At 67.4% G+C, this 17,992-nt stretch carries 21 protein-coding genes and 1 riboswitch; of the genes, 12 read left to right on the forward strand and 9 right to left on the reverse strand.

Features of this window, described 5'->3' with window-relative positions; genetic code table 11:
* Positions 1–84: 84 nt before the first annotated feature.
* Positions 85–204: riboswitch (SAM riboswitch) on the forward strand.
* Between the two features lie 120 nt (positions 205–324).
* Genes QRN63_RS11780 through QRN63_RS11790 form a run of 3 tightly spaced genes read left to right on the forward strand, consistent with a single transcriptional unit; the run spans position 325 to position 3,511 of the window.
* Complete coding sequence (locus QRN63_RS11780; RefSeq protein WP_267318265.1) at positions 325–1,662, forward strand: bifunctional o-acetylhomoserine/o-acetylserine sulfhydrylase; 1,338 nt, start codon at positions 325–327, stop codon at positions 1,660–1,662.
* Positions 1,659–2,798 carry a homoserine O-acetyltransferase MetX gene (gene metX, locus QRN63_RS11785; RefSeq protein ID WP_285030916.1) on the forward strand — a complete coding sequence of 380 codons (1,140 nt, stop codon included), beginning with the start codon at positions 1,659–1,661 and terminating at the stop codon, positions 2,796–2,798. Before QRN63_RS11780 ends, metX begins: the two co-directional genes overlap by 4 nt.
* The gene (locus QRN63_RS11790; protein WP_267318267.1) at positions 2,795–3,511 is read left to right on the forward strand and encodes a class I SAM-dependent methyltransferase; all 717 of its coding nucleotides are present in this window, start codon (positions 2,795–2,797) and stop codon (positions 3,509–3,511) included. Before metX ends, QRN63_RS11790 begins: the two co-directional genes overlap by 4 nt.
* Here QRN63_RS11790 and QRN63_RS11795 read toward each other — a convergent pair.
* Positions 3,508–4,014: a winged helix-turn-helix transcriptional regulator gene (locus QRN63_RS11795; protein WP_285030918.1), complete on the reverse strand. Its 507-nt coding sequence runs from the start codon at positions 4,012–4,014 to the stop codon at positions 3,508–3,510. The two genes, QRN63_RS11790 and QRN63_RS11795, sit on opposite strands and share 4 nt — an antisense overlap.
* 81 nt (positions 4,015–4,095) lie before the next feature.
* On the opposite strand from QRN63_RS11795, the gene QRN63_RS11800 reads away from it, so the two are divergent.
* A complete protein-coding gene (locus tag QRN63_RS11800) occupies positions 4,096–4,515 on the forward strand; it encodes a nuclear transport factor 2 family protein (protein WP_285030919.1) in 420 nt (139 codons plus the stop codon).
* Here QRN63_RS11800 and QRN63_RS11805 read toward each other — a convergent pair.
* Both QRN63_RS11805 and QRN63_RS11810 read right to left on the reverse strand, forming a co-directional pair.
* Complete coding sequence (locus tag QRN63_RS11805; protein ID WP_285030922.1) at positions 4,505–6,031, reverse strand: FAD-dependent monooxygenase; 1,527 nt, start codon at positions 6,029–6,031, stop codon at positions 4,505–4,507. The two genes, QRN63_RS11800 and QRN63_RS11805, sit on opposite strands and share 11 nt — an antisense overlap.
* 1 nt (position 6,032) lies before the next feature.
* Positions 6,033–6,668: a TetR/AcrR family transcriptional regulator gene (locus QRN63_RS11810; RefSeq protein WP_285030923.1), complete on the reverse strand. Its 636-nt coding sequence runs from the start codon at positions 6,666–6,668 to the stop codon at positions 6,033–6,035.
* Positions 6,669–6,790: 122 nt separating this feature from the next.
* On the opposite strand from QRN63_RS11810, the gene QRN63_RS11815 reads away from it, so the two are divergent.
* The 6 genes from QRN63_RS11815 to QRN63_RS11840 all read left to right on the forward strand — a co-directional run bounded on the left by QRN63_RS11815 (position 6,791) and on the right by QRN63_RS11840 (position 11,128).
* Entirely contained in the window at positions 6,791–7,399 is a 609-nt protein-coding gene (locus tag QRN63_RS11815) for a TetR family transcriptional regulator (RefSeq protein WP_285030924.1), read from the forward strand.
* 129 nt (positions 7,400–7,528) lie between these two features.
* Positions 7,529–9,052, forward strand: a complete 1,524-nt coding sequence (locus QRN63_RS11820; RefSeq protein ID WP_285030925.1) for a nitric oxide reductase activation protein NorD — start codon at positions 7,529–7,531, stop codon at positions 9,050–9,052.
* Entirely contained in the window at positions 9,049–9,855 is an 807-nt protein-coding gene (locus QRN63_RS11825) for a CbbQ/NirQ/NorQ/GpvN family protein (protein ID WP_285030926.1), read from the forward strand. The genes QRN63_RS11820 and QRN63_RS11825 overlap by 4 nt, the downstream gene beginning before the upstream one ends.
* Positions 9,856–9,892: 37 nt before the next feature.
* Positions 9,893–10,021: a hypothetical protein gene (locus QRN63_RS11830; RefSeq protein ID WP_256370088.1), complete on the forward strand. Its 129-nt coding sequence runs from the start codon at positions 9,893–9,895 to the stop codon at positions 10,019–10,021.
* On the forward strand, positions 10,018–10,707 hold the full coding sequence (locus QRN63_RS11835) for a hypothetical protein (protein ID WP_267318275.1): 690 nt from the start codon (positions 10,018–10,020) through the stop codon (positions 10,705–10,707). Before QRN63_RS11830 ends, QRN63_RS11835 begins: the two co-directional genes overlap by 4 nt.
* A gap of 10 nt (positions 10,708–10,717) precedes the next feature.
* On the forward strand, positions 10,718–11,128 hold the full coding sequence (locus tag QRN63_RS11840) for a hypothetical protein (protein ID WP_285030931.1): 411 nt from the start codon (positions 10,718–10,720) through the stop codon (positions 11,126–11,128).
* 28 nt (positions 11,129–11,156) lie between these two features.
* Here the strand turns inward: QRN63_RS11840 and QRN63_RS11845 are convergent, their stop codons facing one another.
* The 3 genes from QRN63_RS11845 to QRN63_RS11855 all read right to left on the reverse strand — a co-directional run bounded on the left by QRN63_RS11845 (position 11,157) and on the right by QRN63_RS11855 (position 12,858).
* Positions 11,157–11,531 (reverse strand): DoxX family protein, encoded by a 375-nt coding sequence (locus tag QRN63_RS11845; RefSeq protein ID WP_267318277.1) that lies wholly within the window; start codon positions 11,529–11,531, stop codon positions 11,157–11,159.
* A 185-nt stretch (positions 11,532–11,716) separates the two neighbouring features.
* Positions 11,717–12,010: a DUF3017 domain-containing protein gene (locus tag QRN63_RS11850; protein ID WP_020104182.1), complete on the reverse strand. Its 294-nt coding sequence runs from the start codon at positions 12,008–12,010 to the stop codon at positions 11,717–11,719.
* The gene (locus tag QRN63_RS11855) at positions 12,007–12,858 is read right to left on the reverse strand and encodes a bifunctional methylenetetrahydrofolate dehydrogenase/methenyltetrahydrofolate cyclohydrolase (RefSeq protein ID WP_267318278.1); all 852 of its coding nucleotides are present in this window, start codon (positions 12,856–12,858) and stop codon (positions 12,007–12,009) included. The genes QRN63_RS11850 and QRN63_RS11855 overlap by 4 nt, the downstream gene beginning before the upstream one ends.
* Before the next feature lie 122 nt (positions 12,859–12,980).
* Between QRN63_RS11855 and QRN63_RS11860 the strand changes: the two genes are divergently transcribed.
* On the forward strand, positions 12,981–15,677 hold the full coding sequence (locus QRN63_RS11860) for an FHA domain-containing protein (RefSeq protein ID WP_285030932.1): 2,697 nt from the start codon (positions 12,981–12,983) through the stop codon (positions 15,675–15,677).
* A 4-nt stretch (positions 15,678–15,681) separates the two neighbouring features.
* Here the strand turns inward: QRN63_RS11860 and QRN63_RS11865 are convergent, their stop codons facing one another.
* A complete protein-coding gene (locus QRN63_RS11865) occupies positions 15,682–16,251 on the reverse strand; it encodes a pentapeptide repeat-containing protein (protein ID WP_285030933.1) in 570 nt (189 codons plus the stop codon).
* A 20-nt stretch (positions 16,252–16,271) separates the two neighbouring features.
* Here QRN63_RS11865 and QRN63_RS11870 point away from each other — a divergent pair, with 20 nt between their 5' ends.
* Complete coding sequence (locus tag QRN63_RS11870; protein ID WP_285030934.1) at positions 16,272–17,045, forward strand: DUF1906 domain-containing protein; 774 nt, start codon at positions 16,272–16,274, stop codon at positions 17,043–17,045.
* Here the strand turns inward: QRN63_RS11870 and QRN63_RS11875 are convergent.
* Together QRN63_RS11875 and QRN63_RS11880 are read right to left on the reverse strand one after the other, a co-directional pair.
* Positions 17,042–17,620: a GTP-binding protein gene (locus QRN63_RS11875; RefSeq protein WP_285030935.1), complete on the reverse strand. Its 579-nt coding sequence runs from the start codon at positions 17,618–17,620 to the stop codon at positions 17,042–17,044. The two genes, QRN63_RS11870 and QRN63_RS11875, sit on opposite strands and share 4 nt — an antisense overlap.
* Positions 17,601–17,987 carry a DUF742 domain-containing protein gene (locus QRN63_RS11880; protein ID WP_267318282.1) on the reverse strand — a complete coding sequence of 129 codons (387 nt, stop codon included), beginning with the start codon at positions 17,985–17,987 and terminating at the stop codon, positions 17,601–17,603. Before QRN63_RS11880 ends, QRN63_RS11875 begins: the two co-directional genes overlap by 20 nt.
* Positions 17,988–17,992 lie beyond the last annotated feature (5 nt).

Below are 17,992 nucleotides of genomic sequence, written 5' to 3' on the forward strand. Positions count from 1 at the left end.
CCGGCCGCCGGCGTCACCCTGTCTCCCACCCACCGGACGACACCAGCTAGCAGTTGCCCAGCCTCTTGAGATACCCTCGGAACCGGTCATGAGTGCCAGCGTCAAGCCCCGGCTTGCTGGCCGGCAACCCTCCATCCGCGGTGGGGTGCCCCGGGAGACGACCAGGTTGAGCAGCCGTACATAGCTGCGAGGCAAGCGCGGGTCCGCCACCACGGACCCGGATGACTGGGTGAGTGGAGGCATTCCATGTGTCGCTGTCCGTGATTCGTGCGAGTTCGCGCGCCCATTCGTCGTACCTAAAAACTCACAGGAGACACCCCTAACATGACCACTGAGGCCATCGACCCCACTGCGCGCTGGAGCTTCGAGACGAAGCAGATCCACGCAGGTCAGAGCCCCGACAGCGCCACCAATGCCCGTGCGTTGCCGATCTACCAGACGACGTCGTACACGTTCCGCGACACCGACCACGCCGCCGCGCTGTTCGGGTTGGCCGAGCCGGGCAACATCTACACCCGCATCATGAACCCGACCACCGACGTGGTCGAGCAGCGCGTCGCCGCGCTCGAGGGCGGCGTGGCCGCGCTGTTCCTGTCGTCCGGGCAGGCTGCCGCGACCTTCGCGATCCTGAACATCGCCGGCACCGGCGACCACGTCGTGGCCTCGCCGCGGCTGTACGGCGGTACCTACAACCTGCTGCACTACACGCTGCCCAAGCTCGGCGTCGAGGTCAGCTTCGTGGAGAACCCCGACGACCTGGACTCCTGGCGCGCCGCCGTCCGGCCGAACACCAAGGCGTTCTTCGCCGAGACCATCTCCAACCCGAAGATCGACATCCTCGACATCCCGGGCGTCTCGGGTGTCGCGCACGACAACGGCGTACCGCTGATCGTCGACAACACCGTCGCCACGCCGTACCTGATCCAGCCGCTGGCCCACGGCGCCGACATCGTCGTGCACTCGGCCACCAAGTACCTGGGCGGGCACGGCTCGGCGATCGCCGGCGTCATCGTCGACGGTGGCACCTTCGACTGGACCAACGGCAAGTTCCCCGGCTTCACCGAGCCCGATCCGAGCTACCACGGTGTGGTGTTCGCCGACCTGGGCGCACCGGCCTACGCGCTCAAGGCGCGCGTGCAGCTGCTGCGCGATCTGGGAAGTGCCGCCGCCCCGTTCAACTCCTTCCTCATCGCGCAGGGATTGGAAACGCTGTCTCTGCGCGTTGAACGCCATGTGTCCAACGCGCAGAAGGTCGCCGAGTACCTCGAGGGCCGCCCGGACGTGCTCTCGGTGAACTACGCCGGCCTCCCGTCCTCCCCGTGGTACGAGCTGGGCCGCAAGCTGGCCCCCAAGGGCACCGGTGCGGTGCTGTCGTTCGAACTGACCGGTGGCGTCGAGGCGGGCAAGGCATTCGTGAACGCCCTGACGCTGCACAGCCACGTCGCCAACATCGGTGACGTCCGGTCGCTGGTGATCCACCCCGCGTCGACCACGCACCAGCAGCTGACCGCCGAGGAACAGCTGGCCTCCGGTGTCACCCCGGGCCTGGTGCGCCTGGCCGTCGGCATCGAGGGCATCGAAGACATCCTCGCCGACCTGGAGCAGGGTTTCGCTGCCGCCGGATCGGTGGGGGGTGCCGACCGAGAGGCGGCATTGGTGTGACGATCATCGACGTGCCCGTGTCTGACGTATCCGCAGCGCCGCTGCTGCCTGCCGAGGGCGAGATCGGTGTCGTGAACATCGGCTCACTGACGCTGGAGAGCGGCGTCGTGCTGCCCGACGTGTCGATCGCGGTGCAGCGCTGGGGTGAGTTGTCCCCCACCGCCGACAACGTCGTGATGGTGCTGCACGCGCTGACCGGTGACTCTCACGTCACCGGACCGGCCGGGCCCGACCATCCGACGGGCGGCTGGTGGGACGGCGTCGCCGGCCCGGGTGCGCCGATCGACACCGACCGTTGGTGCGCCATCGCCACCAACGTGCTCGGCGGCTGCCGCGGGTCGACGGGCCCCAGCTCGCTCGCTCCCGACGGAAAGCCCTGGGGCTCACGGTTTCCCGCCATCACCGTGCGCGACCAGGTGAACGCCGATCTGGCGGCCCTGGCCGCCCTCGGCATCACCCAGGTGGCCGCGGTCGTCGGTGGTTCGATGGGTGGCGCGCGGGCGCTGGAATGGCTTGTGGGACACCCCGACACGGTGCGGGCCGGGCTGGTGCTGGCGGTCGGCGCGCGTGCCACCGCGGACCAGATCGGCACGCAGTGCGCACAGGTCGCCGCCATCAAGGCCGACCCGAACTGGGCCGGTGGCGACTACTACCTGACGGGCGTGGCCCCGGACGACGGCATCCAGATCGCCCGCCGGTTCGCACACCTGACCTACCGGGGTGAAAAGGAACTCGACGACCGGTTCCGCAACACCGCACAGAACCATGAGAAGAGTTCCAGCGACGGCCTTTACGCCGTCGAGAGCTACCTGGAGTATCAGGGCCGCAAGCTGGCCGCACGGTTCGACGCGGGCACCTATGTCGCGTTGACGGACGCGCTGAGCAGTCACGACGTCGGGCGTGGTCGCGGTGGTGTGGCCGCCGCGCTGGGGTCGTGTCCGGTGCCGGTGATCGTCGGGGGCATCACGTCCGACCGGCTGTATCCCATTCGGCTGCAGGAGGAACTGGCCGCGTTGCTGCCGGGCTGTCCGGGTCTCGAGGTCATCGAATCCGACTACGGCCACGACGGCTTCCTGGTCGAGACCGACAAGGTGGGCCTGCTGATCCGCCAGACCCTGGACTTGGCGTCCCGGTGACCGGCGAACGCTCCCTGTCGTTCGGCGAGCAGGCCGCTGCCTACGAACGGGGACGGCCGTCGTACCCGCCGGAGTCCATCAACTGGCTGCTGCCCCCAGGTGCCGTCGATGTCCTCGACCTCGGCGCCGGCACCGGCAAGCTGACCGTCCGGCTGGCCGAACGTGGCCTGAAGGTGACGGCTGTCGACCCCATCCCCGAGATGCTCGAGGTGCTCAGCGGGTCGCTGCCGTCGGTGCCGGCCCTGCTCGGCACGGCCGAGGAAATCCCGTTGCCGGACAACAGCGTTGACGCGGTGCTGGTCGCGCAGGCCTGGCACTGGTTCGACCCGGAGCGGGCCGCGGCCGAAGTGGCCCGGGTGCTGCGACCGGGTGGCCGGCTGGGACTGGTCTGGAACATCCGCGACGAGCGGCTGGGCTGGGTCAAGGAACTGAACCGCATCATCGGCTGCGAGCACGACCCGTCGGCCGACTCCCTGTGCGGCGACTTCACCGACATCGAGACCCACCGCTTCGAGTGGACGAGTTACCTGACGCCGCAAGCGCTGCTCGACCTTGTAGCGTCCCGGAGCTACTGCATCACCTCGCCCGCCGACGTGCGCCGCAAGGTGCTGGGCGAAGTGCGCGAGCTGCTGAGCACACATCCAGCGCTGGCCAGCAGCACCGGATTGGCGTTGCCGTACGTCACGCACTGCGTGCGGGCGACCCTGGTCTAACTCGGTCCGTCGGGAGCGATGAATCCTCCGATGACCGCGGTGCCCGGGCCGACCCGCGCGCCAGGCCCCGGTATCGCGGTCGTCGACAGGGCCTCGAGTTCGCCGCCGCATTCTGCGCAGACGGTCTTCGCCGTTGTGACACAGCCGCATTCGTCGTGGACCAGTAGCGCCGGAGGGCCGTCGCCACCTGCTGTCCACTTGTCGCCCCACGCGAGCAGGGTCGCGATCACCGGGTAGAGGTCGCGCCCCTTATCGGTGAGGACGTACTCGAAACGCGGAGGCGCGCTCTGGTATTGGCGCCGGGTCACGATCGCGTGGCGGTCCAAGTCGTCCAGACGCGCGGCCAGGACGTTCGATGCGATGCCCAGATCACGGCGGATGTCCTCGAACCTGGTCATTCCCGCGAACAGATCCCGCAGCACCAGGGCCGTCCACCGTTGACCCACCACATCGAGCGTCCGCGCGATCGAGCAGGAAATGTCGCCGAAGGACTGTTTTGACACCGCTCCAGACTAGTCCATTGCTTTCTGCAATGGACTCTGATTAGGTAGGTTGCAAATAACAAGTGACCGCAGGGGGTTCTGATGACGACAAGCACAGATTCCGTCGCGACGTTCTGCGCGGCCACCCGCAGCGGCGACGTCGACCGGTTCATCGCCGCACTCGCACCTGAGGCGGAGCTGATCTCCCCGCTCTCCGGGCGCATGGTGTTCCGCGGCCACGACGATCTCCGCGTCCTACTGACCGCGGTCTATGCCGGAATGCGAAACCTGGAATGGGAGAACGTCATCGGCGACGGGCCCATGCGCGTCGCAGTGAGCCGCGGGCGCGTCGCGGGTCTCACCATCACCGATGCCCTGGTGTTCGAACTCGACGACGCGGGGTTGATCCGGCGGCTGCGCCCACACCTGCGGCCATGGCTTGCGGTGACGGTCTTCGCCCTGCTGCTCGGACCCAAACTCGCCGCCCACCCCGGCGTCGCGCGCCGCGCCCTCAGCCGCTGATCTCGGCCGGCCCGAACCAACGCTCCAGGGCCGCACGTAGCTCCTCGGCATCCGCCGCCGCGAAAGCGTCTGCGGCCCAGGCGACATAGCCGTCGGGACGGATCAGCATGGCGGCCGGCCCGTCAGCCATCGCGGCCTCCACCGTGTCGACGCGGCGGTCCCACGGTGCGGCGACCGCGGCCGCCGCTCCGCCGGACAGGTCAAGCACCACGCCCCGACCACTGTGCAGCAGGTCGGTCAGCCGGCGCCCGTCGTCCAGCGTCTCGTCCGGCACCATGAACCCTGTCAGGCGGTGTGCGGTGCCGCCCATCTCGTAGCGAACGTCCGCCCCCGCCAGAAGCCCGGCCATGTGGGCGGTGGCGTCAGGCAGCTGGAAGAGTTCACCGAGAAGCGCCCGCAAGGCGCGCACCTCGGCTCCGGGCGCCGTGAGCGCGATCTGGGCCAGCGAGTGCATCATGACGCGCTCGCCGACCGGATAGCGCTCGGACTCGTAGGTGTCGATCAATTCCTCAGGCACCCAACCGTTGATGACGGCAGCCAGCTTCCAGCCGAGATTCAAGGTGTCCTGCAGACCGAGGTTCAGCCCCGGACCACCCATTGCCGAATGTACGTGTGCGGCATCACCGATCAACAGGATGCGGCCGGACCGGTATGCGTCGGCCTGCCGGGTGTTCTGGCCGTCGATGCGGCGCATCGCGAACGGACCAGGCCCGGTCGGCAGGTCGAACGGCACGTCGACCCCGAGCACCCGGCGCAGGCTGTGCCGCAGTTCGTCATACGTCAACTCCCCCGGCGCGTCGTCCGGCAACGAACCGAATTCGAGGGTGCCCAGCATCGGCGGATCGCCGTGTGCCTCGAAGAAGATCACCATGCCGGTGTCGTAGCGGTTGTGCCCGAACGGGATCGGCCCGAATCCGGGCACGTCGAAGTCGCCGTTCGGAGTGCGGAATTCCTCAGCGATGCGTACGTGCGCCAGCCGGGCCACCGTCGGGGACGTGTGCCCGGGGAAGCCGATGCCCGACTGCTTACGGACGGTGCTACGGCCGCCGTCGGCACCCACCAGCCAATCGGCGTCCAGCACATAGGCGCCGTCGGGCGCGGCCACCTCGACCGTGACGCCGCCGGGCCCGGCCGACAGAGCCGTCACGGTGTGCCCCCAGCACACCTCGACTCCGAGAGCCTGCGCCCTCTCGTACAGCAGCTGGACCAGGCGTGGCTGCTTCATCAGCACAGCACGCATCGGATTATCCTCGACCCCAACAAAATTCAGCGGAAGGCCGGAGAACGTCCAGCCGAAAGCGGGCTGCGGTGCGTTGGGGTCGCCCGTGAATGCCTGGTAGAGGCCACGCATGTCGAGCTGCCGGATCACTTGTCCGACAAGGCCGTTCGCTTTGGGTTCGTCGCCAGGCCCGGGCAGCGCATCGAGGATGACCGGTTTGATGCCGGCGAGGGCGAGTTCACAGGCCATCATCAGGCCGTTGGGTCCGGCGCCGGAGATCACGACGTCAGCGGGCATGTCACTCCTTCGTTCTGGTCGGTTCAGGCAGTCCCGCGATGACGGCGTCGAAACCCGCGCGCATCAGTCGGGTGATGGACGTCGGCGGATCGGCGTTCGCGTACGCCTCCATCGCGGTGTCCCCGATGGCGCGGACCACGGCCACCACCAGGCGCGGGTACATGTCGTCGGGGCCGAGACCCGTTCGCTCGGCGATGGCAGCCACCCAGTCCTGGTAGAGGATCTGCGGCACCGCGTTACGAACTTCGATGCGCATCAGCAGTTTTCGCACTTCGACGAGCTCACGGCGGTCCGGGATGAGATCGGCACCGGTGATGTCGACCATCTCCTCCTCGAGCGTGCCCGTCACCGCCTCGATGATCGATGTCCACAGCGGCTCATCGGCCGGCCGCGACCGAAACACCGCGACACTGCGCCGCATCCGCTCGGCGATGCGGTAGGCCAGCGCCTCGTACTTACCGGTGAAGTAGTTGTTGAACGTGCGCAACGACACCCCCGCCAACGCTGCGATCTCCTCGCGCGTGACAGCGTCGAGCCCGCCGCGGTCGAACGCCAGCTGCAGCGCCGCATCACTGAGCGCCCGGCGGGTGTCGAGCTTCTTGCGTTCGCGCAGACCAGTTTCGGCCGATTCGGGCATGCCGCCCACCCTACCGATCATTTTGCACGCCGGGCAAGTTTGCACATCAGGCAATTTCCTATGAATATTACTGACTAAAGTCATTGACTCAGGTCAACAAAACGAGTACAACTTGAGCCACCATGACCCGCGCCACCGCCAAACCGTCGCTGCGAGAAGCCAAACGGCTGGAAACCCGTCAGCGCGTACTCGATGCCGCGATCACCGAGTTCAAGCGCGCGGGGATGGCAGCTGCCGACGTCGGGGCCATCATCAGATCGGCCGGCGTCGCACACGGCACGTTCTACTTTCACTTTCCGACGAAAGAACACGTGCTGTTCGAACTCGAGCGCCAAGCCGAGGAGACCGCCGGCCGCGAACTCGCCACATTCCTGCAGTCCCCCCACACCCTCGAAGAGGCGCTGAACGAGGTGGTTCGGGTGATCGTGGCCGTCGAACAACGGCTCGGCCGGCTGCTCTTCAAAGACGTTCTGGCCCTGCATTTTTCCTCGAACCGCCCGCTGGACGACGAATGGACCGACCACCGGGTGATCGTGCTCGTGGTCCAGGAGATCGAACGGGCGCGGCAGTCCGGTGAGGCCGATGCGGATGTCGACGCGTTCCACAGCGCCGTCTACTTCCTGCTCAGCCTTTATGCCCTGCTGACCACGAGTCGCGGCGCGGAACAGATCCGCACCGCACTGCTGGACAACTTCGTCCACACCGCGCTGCGGGGCATCGCGGCCCGATAACCGGAGGAGACACCATGTGGCAGGAGATCGCCCGCCTCGCCATCGCTTGGGGCGCCATGGCCGCCCTCATCGCGTTCTGGTACTGGATGTTCTCGAACATCGGGACTTTCTGAGCCGGCCGGTCCACAAGTGTCCCAATCGATCACGGCCGCAGAGCTCGAACGCGCCTGCGCGCTGACCGCGGTGGCACTGTCGGAGCGACGGCGGGCCGGAGTGCGGCTGATCTCCGGCGAACAACGCCACTTCGGTTTGAGCGCAAGCCGTTCCGTCATCCACGTCCCCTACCCGGCGCCTGCAGCCGACTGGTCCTTGCGTACCTATACGTGCGGCGTCGCCCTGCAGAGCGCGCCGTCGAAGGACCGGATCGCGCAGTACCCGCTGCACCGGTTGTCCGCACGGGAACTGGGCGCGCTCAGCCTGGTCGAGGGCGCAGTGGCACTCGGTTGGCTGGCGCGCCGCTGGCCCGGACTGATGCCTGAGACCCGTCGGGTGCTGCCCGGGCTGGAACCGGCTGACCCGGACCTCTCTGCGCACGAAATTCTTTGCCGCACAGATAGCTTGGCACGATCCACGGCACCGTTGCCGAATTACCCGGCCCTCGGTACGCCACCGCTGAGCGTGGCAGCCGGTCGGACGCTGGCGAGCGCGATCCGGCGCACCCTCGCACGCATGCCATGGTCTTCGTCGCGCTCGGACACCCAGCGGCTGATGTCGATCCCCGTCGGCGGCGAGGGCGGGGCGCGCAACGCCAACCTGCCACCGGCCAGCCGGCCCGAGGACGACGACCTCGACGTCCGATCCGACCAACGCGCCGGAATCCCCTACCCCGAATGGAATTCGTGGCGCGGAGCGTTCCTGCCCGACCATGTCGCGGTCCTGGAACGCCGGCAGACCCGGCACGATCGCCGCGGCGGCGCCTCGCCGGACATCCGGCGCTGGTTCGACGAGCCGACCCATCGCACGATGGTCAACCGACTGGAGGACGGCAGCGATCTCGATGTCGACGCGTACGTCACGGCTTATGCGGACGGGCGAGCCGGTTCGCAGCACGAGCCGAAGGTGTTCCGCACCTTGCTGCCCAGTGCGCGCGACACCGTCACCGCCGTACTGATGGACGGCAGCTCGTCGCTCGGTATTCATCAGGGCCGGGTATTCGACCTCGAATTGGCGTGCGCCGACGCACTTTCCCGAGCGATGACGGTCGCGCGCGAGCGCCACGGCATCTTCGTTTTCAGTGGCAATACCCGGCATCGCGTCGAGGTGCGGTGCCTGAAAGACTTCAGCGACAATCATTTTGCGTTGCCCAGCAGGTCGGGCCTGGTGACGGGCGGCTACACCCGGCTCGGCGCACCCATCCGACATCTGACCAGCCGGCTGCTGGCGCAGCCCGCCGGACGACGCCTCCTCATCGTGATCGGTGACGGCCTGATCTCCGACGAAGGCTATGAAGGCCGGTACGCCTGGGCCGACGTCGCGCACGCTGTCGGTGAAGCCGACGAGGCGGGTGTCGGCGTCTACTACCTGGGCCTGGGACCGGTCCGGGTGGATCCGCTGCCCGAGGTCTTCGGCTCCCGGCGGTCCCGGCGGATCCGTCACATCGAAGAACTCCCCCGCGTTCTGGCGCACGTGCACCGAGAGTTGGTTTCCGCATGAATGATTGGACCGCAACCGATTCCCCGTACTTACCGGCCGGCAATGAGGTAACCACCTTCAGTCAGGCGTATCAGCGTCGACTTCCGGTCATGCTCACCGGTCCGACGGGGTGTGGCAAGACGCGCTTCGTCGAGCACATGGGAAACCTGTTGGGACGCCCCGTGGTGACCATCAGTTGTCACGACGACCTGACGAGTTCGGACCTGGTCGGCCGATTCGTCGTCGCCGCTGGTGACGTGCTCTGGACTGACGGCCCGCTGACCCGCGCCGTCAAGGATGGCGCCATCTGCTACCTCGACGAGGTGGTGGAGGCACGCCACGACTCACTGGCGATCCTGCATTCACTGACCGATCATCGTCGCACCCTGTATCTGGACCGCGCCGGCGAAGTGGTGCCGGCACCCGATTCCTTCCTGCTGGTCTGCTCGTACAACCCGGCTTACCGGCACTCGCTCAAGGATCTCAAACCGTCGTTCCGGCAGCGGTTCGTCACCATCTCGATGGACTATCTCGCACCCGACCGCGAGGCAGAGGTCCTCGTCGGTGAAACCGGCATCGACGTCAGTGCGGCACGACGGCTTGTGGCGTGTGCCAACAGCATTCGTCGGGCCGACGATGCGTTCCATTTCGAGCCGCCGTCGACGCGGGTGCTGGTCACCGCAGCGCATCTGGTCGCCGCGGGGGCCGATGAGATGTCGGCCGCCGAGGCCGCGGTGCTGGCCCCGCTGAGCAGCGACGGCGCCGTCGGCGAGGGCCTGCGGGAGATCGCCGCCGCGTGTTTACAACCGGCCGCAATCTGTTGACCGGCAATGTCACTGTCCGAAAAGGAGTTTCACGGCCATGAATGAACAGGATCGCAAACGCAAACGGGCGCTGATCGTCTTCCAGCTGTTCGCGTACGGCTGGCTGCTGGCGATGTTCCTGATCCAGCTGCACATGTCGATCGTCCGCGGCTGGTGGTCGCTGTGAGCACGACAGCCGTCCCGACGGTCGGCTACGACCAGCACCACGACGAATCCCGGCTGGCGCAACGGCAGGCGGACCGCTGGCTGATCACCGGCACGCTGTTGATGGGGTCGATGTTCATCGGGTTCCTCGGGCTGCCGTTCTTCTTGCGGGGCGTCTGGCTACAACGACGCGCGCAGAAGGCCGGCCTGTCGGTGCGGCCGATCATCGTGACCCTCATCGGCTATCTGGTGATCCTCGACGCCGCGCTCAACAGCATCGGGTGGTCACTGGACCTGCTTGCCAACCACACGCTCCTGAACCGCACGATCATCACGGCGTGGGGCAACATGTTCGACGCCGGATACTTCTGGCACTACAACGAATTGTGGATCGGCGGGGCCGGCGCACCGGGCGAGAAGGCCTGGGAGGTCGCGCTGATTCTGACGGTGTTCACCATGCGGATCGCCGCCGGTATCGCCTTCCTGCAGATGAAGCGGTGGGGTCACCAGTGGCTCATCATCACCTGCTGGTTCGGCATCGTCATCTGGATCGGCTACACGTTCAATATGACGATGTTCGCCGACATCCGTTATGCCGGTGTGGTTTTCCCGGTAGTCGGCTGGTGGCTCTACGACATCTTCTACATCACGCCGTTCCTGGCCATCCCGTATCTGCACACCGTCAATCGCGAAATCTTCAGCGACTAAAGGAAACCCCATGACAACCACCGAAGCCGAATCGACAGCTGCTCTTCCCCTGGGCACCACCCCCGTCTACGCCAACATGCACAAGTGGCTCAAGCGCGGGCTCTTCATCTGCCTGTTCGGCCTCGTCATCGAAGGGTCGTTCACCATGCCGGCGCTGGCCGTCTGGTACGGCTGGCCGACGTTGTCGTTCAGGGAGATCTGCAGCGAGCTGATGAAGGTGCGCTATTCCGACGACACCGTGGAGTGCAAGTTCCCGTATGACTTTTCTGGTGCCCCGTTCGGCGGGCCGGCAGAAGCAACCGGACAGAAGACCGCTCAGGACACCTGGGGCGTGCAACCGGTGCCGCATTATCACCGGCTCGGCTTCCGCGAACTGGTGAAGATCCACGAAGACCGGCTCGCCCGCACAGGCGGTCACTGACCGGGACTTGTGCACGGGCGCTGGGGACTCAGAAGGCGTAGGCGCCGAACCGGCCCCAGGCGACGAACAACGCCAGGCCGAGGAGCACCACGTTGACGGCCACGTTGGGGTACTCCTTGCGACGGCCGTGCGTGACGATGGCGCCGACCATGACCAGCGCCAGGCCGACGGCGGCCAACGGGGCGAGCACCGGCAGGATGTGCACCAGCGGCGGCACGATCAGGCCGATCGCACCCAGAACCTCGGCCACGCCGATCCCGCGGATTGCGTTCGGGTCCACGTCGTCGAGGCCGCCCAGGCCCTGCGCAACCAGCTTCTCCTTGGGAAGGGCCAGCTTCATGATGCCGCTTCCGGCGAAGACGAATGCCAGTACGCCGGCGACGATCCACAATGCCGTGTTCACGATGAGTTCTCCTCAGGTCTGAAGTTTCACGGTCGGAATGACCCAATCGAATAAAACGGACTTTAGTCCGATTCAATTCCCTGCGCGAGTGCGGCGTGAACGCGTCGGCGCGACCGCCGGGGCGATACGGACCGGTCGCACTGCTGCCGACGGTTTGAGGCGCTGGTCCGCCTCAGTTCAGAAAGCTAGGCGGTACCCAACGGGTTGATGGTCCACGCCACGTACAACATGACGGCGCTGACGGACGCTGTTGTCGCGACATCGATGATCCGGCTGCGTACGACGAGCAGGCCGGCACGGTCATCGGTCAGCAGCAGGCGCATGACCGCCGCGATCCCGACACCGATCGCCATCACCAGCGCGCCGCGGCGCCAGTAGCCGCCGACCACCAATGCGAACGCCACCACGAAGAACACACCCACCGACAGGATCGGCCATTGACCGGCGAACACCTTGCGGGCGAATTCCTTTGCGGTCAAGACAGTTTCGCCTCTTCCGCCTCGACCACGTTGGCCAGCAGGAAAGCCCGGGTCAGCGGTCCGACGCCACCGGGGTTCGGCGAGATGGCGCCGGCCACCTCCCACACCCCGGGGTGCACGTCGCCGGCGAGCTTGCCGTCGACCCGGCTGACGCCCACGTCGACGACAGCCGCGCCCGGCTTCACCATGTCGGCGGTCAGCATGTGCGGCACACCGACGGCGGCGATGATGATGTCGGCCTGCCGGGTCAGTGCCGGCAGATCGCGAGTTCCGGTGTGGCACAACGTCACTGTCGCGTTCTCCGAACGCCGCGTGAGCAGCAGGCCCATCGGCCGGCCCACGGTGACGCCACGGCCGATCACCACGACGTGCGCGCCGGCGATCGGCACCTCGAAGCGGCGCAGCAGGTGCACGATGCCACGCGGTGTGCACGGCAGCGGCGCGGGCTCGTTCAGCACCAACCGCCCCAGGTTGGTCGGGTGCAGTCCGTCGGCATCCTTGTCAGGGTCGATGCGCTCGAGCGCGGCGTTCTCGTCGAGGTGCTTCGGTAGCGGCAATTGCACGATGTAGCCCGTGCACTCCGGGTTGGCGTTCAGCTCGTCGATGACGGCGTTCAGCTCGTCCTGGCTGATGTCGGCGGGCAGGTCCCGGCGGATCGAGTTGATCCCGACCTTGGCGCAGTCGGCGTGCTTGCCGCGCACGTAGGCGTGTGAGCCCGGGTCGTCGCCGACCAGCACCGTCCCCAGACCCGGCGTCCGGCCGGCAGCGGTCAGCGCCGCCACCCGCTTGGTCAGGTCAGTGAAGATCTCGTCGCGTGTGGCCTTGCCGTCCAGCGTGATTGCACCCACGACCACCATTGTGGCAGGCCAGCAGAAACCGCCGTTGACACACCCGCCGCGGCGTGGGCACTGCGACGGGTACCCAAGCTGGTCCCCAGGAAAGTGCCCGGCAACGGATAGAGTTGCCCTCGATGACTGGACCAGCCGCACTGCCAGCGCTCACCGTTCGCCATGACGCCACCACGCGCACGTTCGCCCCGGGAAACGATGTCGTCGTCGGCCGCGATCTGCGCGCCGACTTCCGTGTCGCCCACCCGCTGATCTCGCGCGCGCACCTGATGCTGCGTTTCGATCACGGCCGCTGGGTCGCCGTCGACAACGGCAGCCTCAACGGCATGTACGTCAACGGGCAGCGTGTCCCGGCCGCCGACCTGCACAACGGCTCGGCGGTGAACATCGGTAACCCCGACGGGCCGCTGCTGACCTTCGAGGTCGGCCAGCACCAGGGCCCGGCCGGCACGCCACCGACGACGTCCATGCCCGTCACCCCGACGCCGTCGACCAACCACCGGCCCAGCGCGACCTGGCCCAGCCAGCAGCCGTACACGCCGCCGTCGGCGGCCCAGCAGCGCTACCCGAGCGGCCCTCAGACGTTCACCCCCTCGGGTCCGCAGCCGCAGTATCCGAGCGGGCCGCAGCCGCAGTACGGCCAGCAGCCGCCACCGCGCTACCCGACCGGACCCCAGCAGTACGCGCCGCCGTCGGCGCCGATGTCCCGGCCGGCACCGGTGCGGGTCGCTCCGGACGAGTCGAGCTCGCCGGCCACCCAGTTCGGGCCGACCGCCGTGGCGCGGCCCAGCGAGAACAACCTCGGCACGACGATGCTCAAGATCCTGCGGCCCGGCCGCAACGCCGAGGTGCCGGCCGGAGCCATCAAGATCGGTCGCGGCACCGACAACGACATCGTCATCCCCGACGTCCTGGCATCGCGGCACCACGCGACCTTGATTCCGTCTGCGGCCGGCGGCGCCCAGATCATCGACAACCGCAGCATCAACGGCACCTTCGTCAACGGCCAGCGGGTCGAGGAGGCGATGCTGCGGGACGGCGACACCGTCACCATCGGTAACGTCGACCTCGTCTACAGCGGCGGCACTCTGGCCCGCCGCACGGTCACCACCGCCGACACCCGCACCGGCGGTCTCGAGGTCCACGGCCTGACGTGGACCATCGAGGGCAACAAGACCCTGCTGAACAACATCTCGCTGGATGCCCGCCCCGGCACGCTGACCGCGGTGATCGGCCCGTCCGGCGCCGGTAAGTCGACGTTCTCCAAGCAGGTCGCCGGCCTGACCCATCCGACCAGTGGCACCGTCACCTTCGAGGGCCACGACATCCACGCCGAGTACGCCTCGCTGCGGTCCCGAATCGGCATGGTGCCGCAGGACGACGTGGTGCACGGTGATCTGACCGTCCGGCAAGCCCTGATGTACGCCGCCGAGCTGCGGCTGCCGCCGGACACCACCAAGGAAGACCGCGAGCAGGTCGTCATGCAGGTGCTCGAAGAGCTCGAGATGACGAAGCACCTGGACACCCGGGTGGCGAAGCTGTCCGGCGGTCAGCGTAAGCGTGCTTCGGTGGCGCTGGAGCTGCTGACCGGGCCGTCGTTGCTGATCCTGGATGAGCCGACCTCGGGCCTGGACCCGGCACTCGACCGCCAGGTGATGACGATGCTGCGCCAGCTGGCCGATGCCGGTCGTGTGGTTCTGGTGGTCACGCACTCGCTGACCTACCTGGACGTCTGCGATCAGGTGCTGCTGTTGGCACCGGGCGGCATGACGGCATTCTGCGGTCCGCCGAGCCAGATCGGCCCCGAACTGGGCACCACCAACTGGGCCGACATCTTCTCGTCGGTTGCCGGGGATCCGGAGTCGGCGCACCGACAGTTCCTGGAACGCTCCGGCCCGCCGCCGCCGCAGCCGCCCGCGGCGACACCGGCTGATCTGGGTGAGCCGGCGAAGACGTCGCTGCTGCGACAGTTCTCCACCATCGCGCGGCGACAGGTGAGGCTGGTGGTGGCCGACCGCGCCTACACCGCGTTCCTGCTGTTCTTGCCGTTCATCATGGGTGTGCTGTCGCTTTCGGTGCCCGGTGGCGGCCCGAACAAGTCCGGTGTGGGCTTCGGTAAACCGCTCGCGGCCGGCCCGCCTGATTTCGGCGCCGCGCCGAGCGAACCGGGCCAGATCCTGGTGATGATGAACGTCGGTGCCATCTTCATGGGCACGGCACTGACCATTCGCGCGCTGATCGGCGAGCGGGCGATCTTCCGTCGGGAACAGGCCGTCGGCCTCTCGACCACCGCGTACCTCGCGGCCAAGGTTGCGGTGTTCACCGCATTCGCCGTCGTCCAGTCCTCGATCGTGGTGGCCATCACCATCATCGGCAAAGGTTGGGGTCCGGGCTCTGTCACCAATGGTGCGGTGATCCCGGGCCGCAGCCTCGAGATGTTCGTCGACATCTCGATGACGTGTGTGGCTGCGGCCATGACCGGCCTCGCGTTGTCCGGTTTGGCCAAGTCCGCCGAGCAGATCATGCCGTTGCTGGTCGTGGCGGTCATGAGCCAGTTGGTGTTCTCCGGCGGCTTGATCCCGGTCACCGGCCGGGTGGTGCTCGATCAGTTGTCCTGGCTCACCCCGGCGCGGTGGGGCTTCGCATCGTCGGCGTCGACCATCGATCTGACCAGATTGGTCCCCGAGCCGGTGCTACCCAATGACAGCTTCTGGCATCACACCACCGGCGCGTGGTGGATCGACATCGGCGCCCTGCTGCTGCTCTCGGCGTGCTATCTCGGCTTCGTGCGCTGGCGGATTCGCCTGAAGGCTGACTGACGGGCTAGCTGGACAAATCCAGGCCGTGGGCAACGGCGTAGGCAATGGCCTGGTCGACATCGATTCGCGCACCGCGCACCGCGGCGGTGGTCCAGAACGTCGCATCGGTCCGGGCCGCGCGCAGGTCCGCCTGTTCGAACTTCGCGTCCTGCACCCGCGCGCCGCGTAGATCGGCGGCGCGCAGGACGGCCTTGCGCAGGTCGGTGCCGACCAGCGACGCCTCGGACAGCCGGCAGTCGGTCAGGTCCACCGCACGCAGATCGCAACCGGCCAGCACCGCCAGCCGCAGGTCGACCTCGACCATGGTGATGGGCCGCAGCGAGCACTCGGTGAACGTCGACCCAAGCATGGTGCAATGCCGGAAGGTGCTGTGCGCCAGCGAAGTCCGCCGGAAGGTGCAATTGCGGAACGCCGAGCCGGAATGATCGGACTCGGTCAGGTTGACGCCGCTGAAGTCGCAGTCGGTGAAAACGACCCGCTCGGTGCGCAGCCGGCTCAGGTCGCCGTCGTACTCGTCGCGAAAGACGACTCCGGTGAATTCCGTGTCTTGCCAGTGCTCGTCGGGAACCGTCACGAGTTCGTACCATAGCCCCCATGGCAGACATGGCACGCCCCGCTGACCGCCTGTCGAGACGAGGTTTCCTCACCCTGACCGCAGCCGGACTGGCGACGTCACTGAGCACCCCGATTGCCTTGGCCGACAACGGCAAACTGATCGACTTCACACATCTGCAAGTGCCCGTCGACCAGGTCGTCGCGGCCGGCTACACCGGCGTCATCGTCTACGTCTCCGAACTACGGCCTGGCGCCGCCTTCGACTTCAAGCCCGTCAGCCGGGGCTACACCGACGCACTGCGCGCGGCGGGTCTGCACGTCGTCAGCGTCTACCAGTACGGCAAGCCGGGCTGGGTGAACAGCCCGTCGGATTACACCCGCGGCTTCGACGGCGGGGTGGCCGATGCCCGCACCGCGCTCAGCCTGCATGGTGCAGCCGGTGGGCCCGACACCGCGCCGATCTTCTTCAGCGTCGACGAGGACATCTCCGCCGACACGTGGAAAAACGTTGCACTGCAATGGTTCAAGGGCATCAATTCGGTGCTCGGAGTCCAGCGCACCGGTATCTACGGCGGCGCCCGGCAGGTCACCTGGGCAGCCGACGACGGCGTCATCGGCCGCTCCACCACGCCGGGACACCGCTGGGCCTGGCAGACAAGGGCCTGGTCCGGTGGTGCCCGAGCGCCGATGGCGGTGCTGTATCAGGCGACGGTGGTGACGGCCTCGGACCCCGGCACGATGATCGGTGACTACCACGTCGACGAGGACGACATCCTGGCCGCGGACTACGGCCAGTGGGACCTGACGCGTTAGGCCGGGGCGCCCAACCTCGTCAGCGCGTATTCGGTGACGGTGATCAGTGCGTCGCGCGCCGACTGCCGCTGCCGCGCATCGACGGTGACGACCGGGATGTTGTCGGGCAGCGCCAGTGCCTTGCGGACCGCGTGGCCGGGATGCCTTGGTGCGCCGTCGAATTCGTTGACGGCGATGATGAACGGCAAACCCCGTGCCTCGAAGAAGTCGACGGCCGCGAAGCTGTCCTGCAGCCGGCGGACGTCGACCAGGATGATCGCGCCGATCGCGCCGCGCACCAGGTCGTCCCACATGAACCAGAACCGGCGCTGCCCTGGCGTGCCGAACAGGTAGAGCACCAGGTCGTCGGCGAGGGTGATGCGGCCGAAGTCCATGGCGACCGTGGTGGTGTTCTTGTCGGGGGTACCGGCGAGCGCGTCGACACCGACCGAGGCGTTGGTGACGATGGCCTCGGTGCGCAGCGGCATGATCTCGGAGACCGCGCCGACGAACGTCGTCTTACCGACACCGAACCCGCCCGAGATGACGATCTTCGTCGACGCGGGGGCGTGCCGATTAGAGAGCCCGTAGGCCACGCAGTGTCCTCCCGATCAAGTCACGCCGGTCGTCGATGCTCGCCGTGGTGCCGAGCGTGGCGTGTACTTGAAGATAACCCTGCGTGACGAGGTCGCCGATCAGCACACGCGCAACACCGAGTGGTATTGCTAACTTTGCCGCGACCTCGGCCACCGAGGGCCGGGTGGAACCGAGTCTGAGAATTTCGCCGCGCACATCGTTGCCCGGCCAGTGCGACGCCGGGGCGGCTGCCAGCGGGTAGATCGGCGCCTCCATGGGCAGCTCGATGTCAGTGGTGGTCCGGCCCGCCGTCAGCGTGTAGGGCCGCACCAGGCTGGGCTGCTCCGCGGTGAACGCGGACTCCCAGGCGTCAGATGTCGGCTCCATGGTGT

This window comes from Mycolicibacterium sp. lyk4-40-TYG-92 (genome assembly GCF_030209435.1).
Lineage (GTDB): Bacteria > Actinomycetota > Actinomycetes > Mycobacteriales > Mycobacteriaceae > Mycobacterium.

What these genes read in the sequence shown, in the direction of transcription:
- QRN63_RS11830 (WP_256370088.1), top strand. Translation starts at nt 9,893, where the DNA reads ATGAATGAACAGGATCGCAAACGCAAACGGGCGCTGATCGTCTTCCAG.
- QRN63_RS11860 (WP_285030932.1), top strand. Translation starts at nt 12,981, where the DNA reads ATGACTGGACCAGCCGCACTGCCAGCGCTCACCGTTCGCCATGACGCC.
- QRN63_RS11825 (WP_285030926.1), top strand. Translation starts at nt 9,049, where the DNA reads ATGAATGATTGGACCGCAACCGATTCCCCGTACTTACCGGCCGGCAAT.
- QRN63_RS11840 (WP_285030931.1), top strand. Translation starts at nt 10,718, where the DNA reads ATGACAACCACCGAAGCCGAATCGACAGCTGCTCTTCCCCTGGGCACC.
- QRN63_RS11805 (WP_285030922.1), bottom strand. Translation starts at nt 6,031, where the DNA reads ATGCCCGCTGACGTCGTGATCTCCGGCGCCGGACCCAACGGCCTGATG.
- QRN63_RS11880 (WP_267318282.1), bottom strand. Translation starts at nt 17,987, where the DNA reads ATGGAGCCGACATCTGACGCCTGGGAGTCCGCGTTCACCGCGGAGCAG.
- QRN63_RS11810 (WP_285030923.1), bottom strand. Translation starts at nt 6,668, where the DNA reads ATGCCCGAATCGGCCGAAACTGGTCTGCGCGAACGCAAGAAGCTCGAC.
- QRN63_RS11780 (WP_267318265.1), top strand. Translation starts at nt 325, where the DNA reads ATGACCACTGAGGCCATCGACCCCACTGCGCGCTGGAGCTTCGAGACG.
- QRN63_RS11800 (WP_285030919.1), top strand. Translation starts at nt 4,096, where the DNA reads ATGACGACAAGCACAGATTCCGTCGCGACGTTCTGCGCGGCCACCCGC.
- QRN63_RS11870 (WP_285030934.1), top strand. Translation starts at nt 16,272, where the DNA reads ATGGCAGACATGGCACGCCCCGCTGACCGCCTGTCGAGACGAGGTTTC.
- QRN63_RS11815 (WP_285030924.1), top strand. Translation starts at nt 6,791, where the DNA reads ATGACCCGCGCCACCGCCAAACCGTCGCTGCGAGAAGCCAAACGGCTG.